Source organism: Advenella sp. (assembly GCF_052108595.1).
In the GTDB taxonomy this organism is placed as follows: domain Bacteria; phylum Pseudomonadota; class Gammaproteobacteria; order Burkholderiales; family Burkholderiaceae_B; genus Advenella.
In genome coordinates, this window is record NZ_JBQEAU010000009.1 from 47,766 (window position 1) to 59,805 (window position 12,040).

Annotated in this window: 15 protein-coding genes; 2 read left to right on the forward strand and 13 right to left on the reverse strand. The window is 57.5% G+C overall.

Annotated features, from left to right (window positions below; genetic code table 11):
• Nucleotides 1-11: 11 nt before the first annotated feature.
• The 3 genes from ACTIKR_RS02970 to ACTIKR_RS02980 form a co-directional block, all read right to left on the reverse strand.
• Nucleotides 12-716: a BON domain-containing protein gene (locus ACTIKR_RS02970; protein ID WP_193090265.1), complete on the reverse strand. Its 705-nt coding sequence runs from the start codon at nucleotides 714-716 to the stop codon at nucleotides 12-14.
• Nucleotides 713-1,306: a phosphoheptose isomerase gene (locus ACTIKR_RS02975; protein ID WP_193090266.1), complete on the reverse strand. Its 594-nt coding sequence runs from the start codon at nucleotides 1,304-1,306 to the stop codon at nucleotides 713-715. Before ACTIKR_RS02975 ends, ACTIKR_RS02970 begins: the two co-directional genes overlap by 4 nt.
• 123 nt (nucleotides 1,307-1,429) lie before the next feature.
• Nucleotides 1,430-1,975, reverse strand: coding sequence for a YraN family protein (locus tag ACTIKR_RS02980; RefSeq protein WP_442327106.1), 546 nt, complete (start codon nucleotides 1,973-1,975; stop codon nucleotides 1,430-1,432).
• A gap of 73 nt (nucleotides 1,976-2,048) precedes the next feature.
• On the opposite strand from ACTIKR_RS02980, the gene rsmI reads away from it, so the two are divergent.
• Nucleotides 2,049-2,987, forward strand: coding sequence for a 16S rRNA (cytidine(1402)-2'-O)-methyltransferase (gene rsmI / locus ACTIKR_RS02985; protein WP_442327107.1), 939 nt, complete (start codon nucleotides 2,049-2,051; stop codon nucleotides 2,985-2,987).
• A gap of 150 nt (nucleotides 2,988-3,137) precedes the next feature.
• Here rsmI and ACTIKR_RS02990 read toward each other — a convergent pair whose 3' ends face one another.
• The 10 genes from ACTIKR_RS02990 to ACTIKR_RS03035 all read right to left on the reverse strand — a co-directional run bounded on the left by ACTIKR_RS02990 (nucleotide 3,138) and on the right by ACTIKR_RS03035 (nucleotide 11,235).
• Entirely contained in the window at nucleotides 3,138-4,352 is a 1,215-nt protein-coding gene (locus ACTIKR_RS02990; protein ID WP_442327108.1) for a septal ring lytic transglycosylase RlpA family protein, read from the reverse strand.
• Between the two features lies 1 nt (nucleotide 4,353).
• The gene (rapZ, locus tag ACTIKR_RS02995) at nucleotides 4,354-5,220 is read right to left on the reverse strand and encodes an RNase adapter RapZ (RefSeq protein ID WP_193088480.1); all 867 of its coding nucleotides are present in this window, start codon (nucleotides 5,218-5,220) and stop codon (nucleotides 4,354-4,356) included.
• Nucleotides 5,221-5,466: 246 nt separating this feature from the next.
• Entirely contained in the window at nucleotides 5,467-6,399 is a 933-nt protein-coding gene (gene hprK / locus ACTIKR_RS03000) for an HPr(Ser) kinase/phosphatase (protein ID WP_193088479.1), read from the reverse strand.
• Between the two features lie 14 nt (nucleotides 6,400-6,413).
• Nucleotides 6,414-6,872, reverse strand: coding sequence for a PTS sugar transporter subunit IIA (locus tag ACTIKR_RS03005; protein WP_193088478.1), 459 nt, complete (start codon nucleotides 6,870-6,872; stop codon nucleotides 6,414-6,416).
• Between the two features lie 103 nt (nucleotides 6,873-6,975).
• Nucleotides 6,976-7,296 carry a ribosome hibernation-promoting factor, HPF/YfiA family gene (gene hpf / locus ACTIKR_RS03010; protein WP_193088477.1) on the reverse strand — a complete coding sequence of 107 codons (321 nt, stop codon included), beginning with the start codon at nucleotides 7,294-7,296 and terminating at the stop codon, nucleotides 6,976-6,978.
• 228 nt (nucleotides 7,297-7,524) lie between these two features.
• Nucleotides 7,525-8,316 (reverse strand): LPS export ABC transporter ATP-binding protein, encoded by a 792-nt coding sequence (gene lptB, locus ACTIKR_RS03015; RefSeq protein ID WP_193088476.1) that lies wholly within the window; start codon nucleotides 8,314-8,316, stop codon nucleotides 7,525-7,527.
• 3 nt (nucleotides 8,317-8,319) lie between these two features.
• Nucleotides 8,320-9,018: a lipopolysaccharide transport periplasmic protein LptA gene (gene lptA / locus ACTIKR_RS03020; protein WP_193088475.1), complete on the reverse strand. Its 699-nt coding sequence runs from the start codon at nucleotides 9,016-9,018 to the stop codon at nucleotides 8,320-8,322.
• Nucleotides 9,015-9,641 carry an LPS export ABC transporter periplasmic protein LptC gene (gene lptC, locus ACTIKR_RS03025; protein ID WP_442327109.1) on the reverse strand — a complete coding sequence of 209 codons (627 nt, stop codon included), beginning with the start codon at nucleotides 9,639-9,641 and terminating at the stop codon, nucleotides 9,015-9,017. Before lptC ends, lptA begins: the two co-directional genes overlap by 4 nt.
• 4 nt (nucleotides 9,642-9,645) lie before the next feature.
• Nucleotides 9,646-10,242 carry a KdsC family phosphatase gene (locus ACTIKR_RS03030; RefSeq protein ID WP_193088473.1) on the reverse strand — a complete coding sequence of 199 codons (597 nt, stop codon included), beginning with the start codon at nucleotides 10,240-10,242 and terminating at the stop codon, nucleotides 9,646-9,648.
• A 3-nt stretch (nucleotides 10,243-10,245) separates the two neighbouring features.
• Entirely contained in the window at nucleotides 10,246-11,235 is a 990-nt protein-coding gene (locus ACTIKR_RS03035; protein ID WP_193088472.1) for a KpsF/GutQ family sugar-phosphate isomerase, read from the reverse strand.
• Between the two features lie 448 nt (nucleotides 11,236-11,683).
• Here ACTIKR_RS03035 and ACTIKR_RS03040 point away from each other — a divergent pair.
• Nucleotides 11,684-12,040 (forward strand): NAD-dependent epimerase/dehydratase family protein (locus tag ACTIKR_RS03040; protein WP_442327110.1); only part of this gene is annotated, 357 nt, incomplete at its 3' end.

Genomic DNA, 12,040 nt, shown 5'->3' on the forward strand with positions numbered 1-12,040 from the left:
GGTAGTTGGTATTATTCCATAGGGAAAGTTTGCACGCCGCCCGAAGAGGGGTTGGCTTCAGTACCGGGCACCGTTGTGGGTGCACCCGTGGTGCCGGTAGTCGCGTTCAGGCTGCTGCCCGAAACAATATCAAATACCTTGACAACCCGGCTTACGCCGCTGACGCCTGCCGCAGCCGAGGCTGCACGCTGTCCTTCAAGGTCGGTGACCTGACCCATCAGATAGACAACACCACGGGTGGTGATCACATTGATGGATCCTGATGGGACCTGTTTGGTGGCCAGAAGTTCCGCTTTGACGCGCGAAGTGATCCAGGTCTCATTGCTGCGGGTGCTGAAAGAGGCACGGGGACCCACGGTCAGCTGGTTGTCAACGCGCTTGACGTCGGTAGCACTGCGCGCCATAGTTTCGGCCGATTGCTTGGCGGCCTCTGTGGGCACTTCACCGGTCAGCAGGACGCGTTGATTAAAGGATGACACAATGACGCGGCCGGCTTCGCCGATGCTTTCGTTAATGGTATTCTGGGTGCGTCGTTCAATGTTCTTGTCCACCAGTTGCATGCCCGCCGAGCGCCGATCTACGGCTACGATGGCGGTGCCGCCCGCGGCAGCACCAACAATCAGGGGCACGCAACCGGCCAGCAGCGAGCACGACAGTGAAAGGGCAACCAGGGCAGTGGCAGAGCGGGACAGGGTAAATGGGCGCGATACACTCATTCGGAATCTCCAAGTAACATGGCGTCAATGCCATCACACAAAACGTGAAGTGCCAGCGAGTGGACTTCCTGGATACGCATGGTACGGTCATGCGGCACGCAAAGATGGACATCCTGATCGGTCAGCAGGCCAGTCACACTGCCGCCTTTCTTGCCGGTAAGGGCGATGACATGCATTTCGCGTTCATGGGCGGCGCGGATCGCCTTAATCACGTTGGCCGAATTGCCACTGGTGGTGAAGGCGACCAGCACGTCGCTTGGCTGACCTAGCGCCTGTACCTGGCGTTCAAATATATTGTCAAAACCGTAGTCGTTGCCGACGGCCGTAAGGATAGACGTGTCGGCGTTAAGCGAAATGCCGGCAAACGGGATGCGATCGCGTTCGAACCGGCCGACCAGTTCGGCGATGAAATGCTGGGCATCGGCTGCCGAGCCGCCATTGCCGCAGGCGAGCACTTTGCCATTATTGCTGATGGCATTGACCAGCATGTCGATGGCGATAGCCAGCGGTTCGGCCAATACCTGGTGGCTTTGGGCGATGACGCGGGCCGAATCATCGAAATGAAAAGAAATGCGGGAAGAGATGTCCATATTGCTATTATCGCACGTGTTAAAAAAAACCGCATGGGCAGCTGTTGTCATCGAAGCAGGCAACGGGCGGTAAAAGGCGCGTTTGAGGCGTCAGCAAAACCGATTGTAACGGTTTTGTGATCCTCAGAAGACGGCAGGTAGCCAGTTAAGTGTATCGCCTTCGATGCAGACCGCATCAAAGCGGCAGTGTGGTGTTCTGCCGCCAAATCCACTTGCAGCCAGTTGGGGCAGAAACCAGGCCGCAGTTCTGCGCAGGCGCTGCTGCTTGGCGTAGGTGATACTGGCGGCCGCGCCCCCATGACGCGCGTTGCGACGATGTCGAATTTCAACGATAACCATGGTTTGGGCATCGGCACGAAAGACCGCATCCAGTTCCCCGTACCGGCAGCGCAGATTGGTGCCCAGCAATTGCAGGCCGTGCGCGCAAAGCCAGGCTATGGCGCGGCTTTCTGCTTGCAGGCCGCGTTGCTGAGCCGGTGATAATCGTTGCTCATGCGTGTTGCGATGGGCGCCGGTGCCTGGTCCGGCCCGACGGCGCAGCCGCGCCCGCGCCCGCAGCTTGTCCTGCGCGGCCGCAGCCAGCGTGAACGCGATGAGCTGGTGGCTTTGTATGGGCGCGGGCGTCTGCGGCTCGCCGCAGGCGTGTTTTGCAGGTTTTTTTCCAGTCACGGCATGGATCCACAGGGGTACGATGGCTATCGGGGATAATGTCCGGATATGATTTTTTCACACAGAGAAGTCCATGACTACCGAAAGCGGACAATTTGACGCCCGATGGCAGCGCGTGCTGCATGACCTGGCCAGCCAGGACTGGCCCGCCGGGTGCCTGTATGTGGTTGCGACGCCGATCGGCAACCTGGCCGACCTGTCGCCGCGTGCGTTATATGCGCTGCAAAAGGCCGACCTGATCGCGGCCGAAGACACGCGTTCTTCCCGCGTGCTGCTCAATGCCTGGGGGATAGAGACCCCGATGATGGCGGCGCACCGGCATAACGAGGCGCAGGCGGCGGCGACCCTGTTGCGCCATTTGGACCAGGGGCAGCGGGTCGCACTGATTTCCGATGCCGGCGCGCCGGCGGTCAGCGATCCGGGGGGGCGCATTGTGAGTGAAGTGCGCGCTGCCGGGCACCAGGTGCGGGTCATTCCGGGTCCTTCGGCGGTGATTGCCGCTCTGATGGGTAGCGGCGCCACCAGCGATGAAAATCCAGCCTTTGTCTTTGCCGGCTTTGCACCGCACAAAGCCGTGGCGCGGCAGACCTGGCTGAAGAGCTGGTGTGCGGTGCCGGCGGCCATTATTCTTTTTGAGTCGCCGCATCGGGTGCGCAGCACGGCGACCGACATTGCTGCAATCGCAGGCAATGACCGTCCGGTGACCGTAGCGCGGGAATTGACCAAGCGGTTCGAGCAAATTGCCACCGTACCGGCAGGGCAGCTTGCCGACTGGTTCGCGCAGGATAGCCAGCGAACGATGGGTGAGTTTGTCCTGATTGTTCATGAGGCAGCAACACAAGAGGCGGCGGTGCTGGGCCAGGACGCAGAGCAGATTGTGGCCGCCATGCTTCGGTCTTATTCTGTGAAAGATACGGCCAGACTGCTTGCCGCTTTCAGCGGTCTGCCGCGTGACGTGCTGTACGCCAAAGCGCTGCAGTTAAAGCAGCAGGACAGTGAGGCGCAAGACTGAGTGCTGTGGTGATCTTCTGCGATCTGTTCTCTATGGTGGCGCCTGATCAGCTTGCGACCAACATACAGTGAGCGTTAAAACACAAAGGCCGTTCCCGGGAGGGGAACGGCCTTGTTGCTTATGTCGACGTTGTGTCGGCGATCAGTGTGATTACAGCATTTTCTTGGCTTTGACCTGTGTTTCGGTGCTGCGTTCGCCCGCTGCCGCTGCCTTGGAAATGGGTTCGATCTTCACTTTGTCGCTACCCCGATTGACAATGCCCAGGCGTTTTGCGGCACCATAAGACAAATCAATGACCCGGTTGCCAACGAACGGTCCGCGATCATTGATGCGCACCACGATGCTTTTGCCGGTGGACACACGCGTTACCCGGACATAGGACGAAATGGGCAGGCGCTTGTGAGCGGCTGTCATTGCATTCTGATTGAAGGTCTCGCCATTGGCGGTCTTGCGACCATGGAAACCCGGGCCGTACCAGGAGGCGATGCCTTCCTGGGAAAAACTGCTGGTCTCGTCTATGCTCATTGGCTTGTAACGGATCCCTCTGACTGTGTAGGACCTGCTGGTGCCGGAGAGCGCCTTCCTTGCCTTGGTGACAATATCCTTGTCTGCAGGTTGCGCATCGTCCCGTTTGGCCAGGCTGACGTCTTCTTTGGGCATCTGAATTTCGTACTCGCTTTCAGGAATAATACCGTTTTCCGTGATGCGCATCGTCAGGCCGTCAACCAGTTGCGGTTTGCTGTTCTCGGCGGGCGTCGCGGGCGCTGTCGTCACCGGTGCTGCGGCAACGTTTGCCTGCTTGACTGCTGCTGTGGTTTTTTCTTCATTGGCCTTGCCAGCCAGTGGTTGTGTGCCGGCGCGAGCGCTGGCTTTCTGCGCCAGGCGGGATTCCGCTTTGGCTTGTCGTTTAGGCTGTCCACCTGTGGTCGCAGCCGGCTTTACCGAGGCCCCTGTGCGGCTAGCCAGTGTATTGCCGGTTTTGACCGCATTGCCAGGCTTGGCGGCGTCCCGGTTGCCACCCTTGACTGTCTGCGAGTCAGATTCAGGCTTGGCTGGGGAGGCGGTCACCGCAACTTCAGCTTTTGCCGGATTTTTGGCTGCTGTCGTGGGTTTGGCAGCGACCGCAGCGTCATCGGCCGCTTCGGGTACGACCCCGTTGGCTGTGATGCGCATTTTTTGCACAGGCGCTGCCGGCTTTTTGGCTTTTGCCCCTGGCGCAACGGCGTCGGACGGCGCAACCATGTGTTTAGAAAAATCCTGGTTTTCGCGGATTTCGATGCCGGCGGCATGGACGATCGGCGCGAGAAAGAGGCCGGTTATAAGTGTCGTTAAGGTGTTGCGTATTAAAGTTGTTCGTTTCATCATGTCATAGTGTCAACTGGGCACGATGCCTAACGCGTAAGGGTTTGTAGGAACTGAAGCGCTTGGCCAGTTCTTCGGCCACGTAGACCGATCGATGCTGACCACCGGTGCAACCAATGGCAACGGTGAGATAACTACGCGTATCCTGCATATACAATGGGAGCCATTTTTCAATATATGCGGCAATATCGTTGATTAAGGCGGGCACGCTGTCAAATTGAGCCAGCCATGCCGCCACGGGTTCATCACGGCCCGTAAGCGGGCGTAAGTTGCTGTCGTAATGAGGATTAGGCAAGCATCTTACATCAAAAACCAGGTCTGCGTCATTAGGGACGCCTTTTTTGTAGGCGAAGGATTCGAAGGTCAAAAGGACCTCCGGCTCTTCATGATCGACCACATCTTTGACCCATGCGCGCAATTGTCCGGGCGTCAGGCCCGAGGTATCGATCACGTGTTCCTGCTCGCGCAACGGCGCCAGAAGATTGCGTTCGTGTGTGATGCAATCCTCCAGAGACGGCGTAATTCCTGTGGTTTCGCGCATGCGGTTGCTTAGCGGGTGCTTGCGGCGCGACTCGGAATAACGATGAATCAGGGTCTCGTCATCGGAGTCCAGAAAGATAGCTTGCATGGGCAGACCCATGCTGCGAAGGGCGGTAATGACCTCCGGCAGGCCGGCCAGTTCGCCCGGCGTTCTGACATCAATTGCAACAGCTACCGACTTGAGGCTGTTTTCCCTGGCGTTGGCAACCAGGTCGTGCAGCAGGCTGACGGGCAGGTTATCGATGCAGGAGTATCCGAGGTCTTCGAGCTGGCGCAGAGCAACGGATTTTCCTGATCCTGAAATGCCGGTAATAAGAACAACATGAAGCATAATGGGTGTAAATCCTGGACAAAACGTATGGATGGTCGGAAAAATGGCCTTTTCGTTCTTGCGCAGTCTTGGTGGCCGAAATCTATGTCTCTTACCCTATTTAACCATAGGCACGTGACAAAATATAACAGGTCGGGATTTGGTTCGGTAAAACCTGTGCGTCCTCTGTTGTTCCTATTATATTCTGCGGCTGATGGCCTGGCGGCAGGCAAGGGCCGGTTCGATCCTGCAAAGAACGACTGCCCGTCAGAGGTTGCTGTTTTCCATGATGGCGGCCGCCTGCCGCTCCATGAACTCGCCAAGGGTGTCAATGCCGCGCAATTTGAGGATGGTATTGCGCACGGCAGCCTCCACAAGAACGGCCAGATTGCGCCCCGCTGCCACCTGCAGCATGACGCGGCGGATAGGGATGCCCAGCAAGTCCTGCGTCTGGTCCTGAATTGGCAAGCGCTCGAACTTTTCACTGTTGGCGCGCACCAGATGCACAATCAGCTTCAGGCGCATCTTTCGGCGCACCGAGGTTTCCCCGAAAATGGTGCGGATGTCCAGCAGGCCCAGCCCGCGCACTTCGAGCATATTGCGCAGCAGGTCGGGGCATTGGCCTTCGATCAGTGTGGGCGAGGTGCGGGAAAAATCGACGGCGTCGTCTGCCACCAGGCCATGTCCGCGGGAAATCAATTCAAGCGCAAGCTCGCTCTTGCCCAGCCCAGACTCGCCCGTAATCAGCACGCCAAGCCCCAGCACGTCCATAAAAACGCCATGTACCGTGGTTTTAGGAGCAAAACGCTTGTTCAGGTAGATACGCAGTACGTCAATAAGATGCGCAGCATCTACCGGGGTTGAAAGCAAGGGGATTCTGCTGCGGGCGCAAAAGCTGACCAGATCGGCGGGAGAGTCCAGCCCTTCGGCCAGAATCATGGCCGGTACGCCCCCTTCGGCCAGTTCGATCAGGATTTTTTCACGCTGAACGGCAGAAATGCGGTTATAGAAGATCAGCTCTTCCTTGCCGAATACCTGAATCCGTGAGGGGTGGACAACGTTCAGGTGCCCGATCAAGTCTGCTGCGGAGGTATTGGCCGACGAATCCTGGATATGGCGGGTGCGACCTTCCTTGCCGGCGATCCAGGTGAAACGCAGCGTTTCGTCATTGTCGGCTGCCAGATCCTGAATACTGAGCATGAGCGTGCCCCCGATTAATTGCCGGCAGAGTGGGCCAGCAGGTGATGAATGCCTTCTGCATTGGGGCTGCCCAGCAATTGCTTGCGTGTGTCTGCGCTGGAGAGCAATTGTGCCAGTTCGGCCAGTATTTCCAGATGCTGCTGGGTTGCGCTTTCGGGCACCAGCAGGATGACCAGCAGTTGCACATGTTGCCCGTCAGGCGCATCGAAGGGGATGGCCGAGCTCAACCGCATGACGGCTGCGACGGCCTGCTTCAGGTTGGCGATGCGGCCGTGAGGCACCGCTACACCATGGCCCAGGGCAGTAGAGCCCAGTCGCTCACGCGAGAACAGGCTGTCGAAAACCGTGGAGCGGGCAATGCCCTGATTGTTTTCGAATAGCAGCGCAGCCTGTTCGAAGGCGCGCTTTTTGCTGGTGACATTGACATCCAACAGGATATTTTCCTGCGGAAGGATACGGGATAGTTGATTCATGCCGCAATTATAGGATGTTCTTACAATAAGAAATAGAAGGGTAAGCTAAAACCCGGCCATCTGGCCGGGTTTAGGCGAAAAACGGGAAAAAAGTACAACGTATCTAGCCGATACTCATTCTTTTTGCCGATTCATTGGAGTGATTTGACGCTTTCGTTTTGTATTTGATGACTTGTCTGTCGGTTTTGTCCGAAAGCAAATCAATGGCCGCATACAGATTTTCGTCCGTGACTTCGCAGTGGATGTCTTTGCCCGGCACGCGTAGTGTTACTTCTGCGCTGTGCTTCAGCGGTTCCCTGGACAGGATAACCTGGGAGTCAATGACATGATCGAAGTGCCTGAGGACTTTGGCGAACTTGGTCACTACGTATTCTTTAATTGCAGGGGTGATTTCCACATGATGGCCACTGATATTAAGATTCATAGTGTGCTCCTTTTGAAAGTTGAATAGGCAGACGCCGAAACAGGACAGGGCGTCAGTATAAAAAGATGAGAGAGGCGTAACTCCTTTTTTTGACAGGTTGATGAAAAGCTGTTTTTTCAGTCCGTATGGATAGTTTAAACCTTATTTGGACTTATACAAGCCCCCCGGCAAGCGGCGGCCTGCTTGCCTGCGCCCCTGTGGCAGGGCGCGGCAGGGGCAAGCAGATAGTTACATTTTAAAGTGTTCGCCAAGGTAGACCTTGCGCACTTCAGGGTTGGTAATAATGGAGTCGGGTTCGCCATCAGTGAGCACCTTGCCGGCGCTGATAATGTAGGCGCGATCGCAAATGCCCAGGGTTTCGCGCACGTTGTGGTCGGTAATGAGGACCCCGATATTGCGGCTTTTGAGAAAGCGTACGATGCGCTGGATTTCAATTACAGCGATCGGGTCTACGCCCGCAAAGGGTTCGTCCAGCAGAATGAAGCGAGGATTGGTGGCCAGCGCCCGGGCAATTTCAACCCGACGCCGCTCACCGCCTGAAAGGGAAATGGCGGCGTTCTTGCGAATGTGGGTAATTTGCAGCTCGTCGAGCAGCAGTTCCAGTTGTTCCTGGACCCGTTTGCGCGTCAGCGTCTTGCCGGTGTCAGGGTCATCCTGCAGTTCCAGCACGGCCTGGATATTGTGTTCGACGCTAAGGCGCCGGAATACCGAGGCATCCTGGGGTAGATAGGACAGGCCCAGGTGGGCGCGCTTGTGGATGGGCAGAGCGGTAATGTCGCGACCGTCAATTTCAATTCGTCCGAAATCGGCCGGCACCAACCCCACGATCATGTAAAAACTGGTGGTTTTGCCGGCGCCATTGGGGCCGAGCAGGCCGACGACTTCGCCGCTGGACACGGAGATGGAGACGTCCTGGACAACACTGCGGCCATTGTATATTTTTTGCAGGCCAATGGCTTTGAGCTGCCCCAGACTGTCAATGGTATTGGTCTGCAGGCTAGAGCTGGATGAGGTATTCATGCATTAATTCTGGGTTGCTTTGCCGGCGGCGCCGGTTGCAGCCGATCCGCCGTCCTGGGCAGGTGCCTGGATGGTGCTGGGCATTGGCTTGTTGTTATACAGCTTGCGGCATTCGGCCACGGCCTGGTCTGTTTTGGCTCGCGGTTGTGCAATGGAGCGCACCCGACCAGGTTGGGCCGCCGACGACGGGCCCCCGGTTGCCGAGTAGGTATTGTTCTGGTTGTTGAAAGTGACAACTTCACCATTGACTGTATCGAACGGCTTGCCACAAACAAACCGGGTCACCGTGGCGTGGCCGATCATCTTGACCGTGTTCAGTTTGCCATCGTACTCGCCGCGATCTCCGCGCGCTTCCACCACTTCGTAGCTCTCGGGCCGTTCCTGCCGAATGAAGACAAAACGCGATTTGCTGACCGTGGCCACGCCATGCTGGAAGCCCTGCGCATCTTCGCGCAGGCTGAGCTTGTCGGCAGTCAGTTTCATCAGGCCGCGCGTGAGAATGACATTGCCAGTAAAAACGCTGGTTTTGTTTGCATCATCATAGCTCAGGGTATCAGACAAGACCTGGGTGTCAGGCTCTTCTTTATTTGCCGCGTTGTTGGAGCCACCAGACGTCTGGGCCAGCGCCGCAGTGCCGGCCAGCAGGGCACAAAGGCCAAGGCACAGCGCGGGTGTCGTGATTCTGAAAGATGACGCATTCATTGCGGGGAGTTTCCTTGCTTGTTGGGGATGATGGTGCGACGCCGTTGACTGTCCTGCCCTGAGATGGAGACGTCGGAAGAGGAATATACGTCGAGTTTTCTGGTTTTGTTGTTATACATCATTCCGTTGCCGTTCATACGGGAATTGCCGTTGATGACGAGCGCCGGTTTGTCAGTCGTTATGATATCTTCATTGGGGTAGATGATCAATTGCTCGCTGGTGACGTCCAGTGCCTTGTCTTCGCCATGCGGGAAGCGATGCAAATGGGCGTTGCCCTGCATGATGATCTTGTTGCCGTCATCAAGTACTGTGGCCGTATCGGCGGTGCCCACGGTACGGGGCGAGTCCGGGCGCTGGCCAGTGGCTGTAGCGTTGGTAATCAGATAACTGTCGTTATAAGGAAAGTGCTGCATCTGCGAGCCTTCCAGTCGGTTGATCGGCACACCGCTCGCATCGGAGCTGAGCATGACGAATTTTTCCGACCACGAATCGGGTTCCTGCGTTTTGCGTGCTGGCGGGTCTACATCAATCGCCCGCTGCGCATAATCGGCTGCCCACCAGGTTGAGATAACCAGTGTAATGAGCATGAACAGCGCGATAAGGGCAGGGAAACGTTCTTTCATCGCATTACTGGATGACGTTGCCGGTAATCCGGCCTGGCGTGAAAAAGCCGGAAAGGGTGCCCTGGGCCGCCAGGATCAGATCGGTACACTCGCGTACGGCGCCACTGCCACCTGGCAACGTGGTAGTCCAATGGGCCGTTTGCTGCACATACAGCGGTGCGTTGGGCACGCTGATGGCGAAGCCGCATTTTTGCATGGCCGGCAGGTCGATGACATCGTCGCCCATGAACGCAACGTTTTCGAAGCCCAGCCCCATGTCGCCTGCCAGTTGGCTAAGTACGGCCACCTTGTCGCGCACATTCTGAAAGACATCCGACATTCCCAGGTCGGCGGCGCGGCGCGTCAGGATGTCTCCTTCGCGACCGGTAATCAAGACCACGCGCACGCCTGCCTGTTGCAGCATTTTCATGCCATGCCCGTCCAGCGCGCAAAAGCGCTTCATGAGTTCGCCGTGCTCGCCGTACCACAGACTGCCGTCGGTCAGGATGCCGTCTACATCAAAGGCGATGAGCTTAACTTGTGCCGCCAGCTCGCGCACGGGCTGGCTGATTTTGGAAAGGACCAGTGCTTCGGCCGGATGGGGGGGGGTGATTGGTTTCATACGTCAGATTACTTTTGCATCCATTAGGTCGTGCATGTGCAGGGCGCCGACCAGCGTTTGTTCCTGATTGACCACCAGCATGGTCGAGAGTTTTTGTTGCTCCATGACGGCGGCCGCTTCCGCAGCCAGCGCATCGGGGCCGATTGTACGCGGATGGGGGGTCATGACTTGCCCTGCCGTAATCGGGCGGATGTCCCCTTTTTGCATGATAAGACGGCGCAGGTCGCCATCGGTGAAAATACCCAAGGGCTTGCGTGTCTGGTCGGCAATGACCGTCATGCCCATGCGCTTGCCTGTCATTTCTTCGAGTACTTTTTGCATGGGTGTGTCCGGACCGACAATGGGCAGTTCCTTGCCCTGGCGCATGACATCGCGCACGTGCGTGAGCAGACGGCGGCCCAGCGCGCCGCCGGGGTGCGAGCGGGCAAAATCGGACGTGCCAAAGCCGCGCGCTTCCAGGCATGCAATAGCCAGCGCATCGCCTAATGCGAGCGTGACGGTGGTGCTGGAGGTGGGGGCCAGATTAAGGGGGCAGGCTTCACGCGTGACGCCAACGTCCAGGAATACATCAGACAGACTGGCCAGTTCGGAATAGCGGTTACCGCAAATGCCGATGATTTTCGAGCCCAGCCGCCGTGCGATAGGCAAAATAGTTGCCAATTCGGGAGATGATCCGGAATAGGATACGGCAATAATAATGTCGTCGCCGGTAATCATGCCCAGATCGCCGTGCGCGGCTTCGGCGGCGTGCACAAAATAGCTGGGCGAGCCGGTGGAGGCGAAGGTGGCCGATATTTTCCGGGCAATATGTCCCGATTTGCCGATGCCCGTGACCGCAACCCGGCCCGTGTTGGCAAGCAGCAGGTCTACCGCCTGGGCGAAGCGTTCATCCAGGCGTGCGTCAAGGTGCTGCAACTCGGCAATTTCGGTTTGCAGCGTACGATGCGCAGAGGCAAGGGCATCATCAGAAGTAAATGCTATTTCATTGACCATCCGGCAATTTTAATCGCAACGCGAGTGCAAGATGGATAAATTTCAGGCTTCTGTCAAAATGCGCATTGCAGCGGGTTGCAACCGGAACCGGCGTCCGGCGAGCGGTGCAGCCGTCGCCAGCCGACCCCGGCGCAGTTTGCCCGGCACAGGTTGTGGCGCGCAAGGGAAATCGGCTGTCGGCGGCGCGACGCTGTTTTTGTCATGCAGGCGTTTTATAATCGACGCTGTCCGTACCCTGTTTGCCTGTTATCGACCCCGTGATGGCGTTGCTGCGAAGTTGAACTGGAGTAACTGCGTTTGCGCCGGCCAGCGTGCCTTTGGTGTCCATTTCGCGTCCCTTTAGTGTCCATTTAGCGTGTTTTAAAGTGCCAGCAGAAAGAACCGGGTATTTTTCGCCGTTGCCGACCCGTATGGCAACCGTACAATCTTCTTGATCACCAATGCCATCATGACTGTCAATCTTGCTTCTCCTGTTTTGAGTACCCCTTTTTCCAGCGCGGCAACCCGCGTGATGCTGCTCGGCTCGGGTGAATTGGGCAAAGAGGTCGTGATCGCCCTGCAGCGCCTGGGCGTCGAAGTGATCGCCGTGGACCGCTACGAAAATGCGCCGGCCCACCAGGTGGCCCATCGCGCCCATGTGGTGAACATGACAGACAGGGAAGCCCTGCGCCGCATTATCGAGGCAGAGCAACCCCATGTGATCGTGCCCGAAATCGAGGCGATCGCCACCGATCTGCTGGTTGAGCTGGAAGCGCAGGGGCAGGTACGGGTCACGCCGACGGCACTGGCAGCGAGGCTGACCATG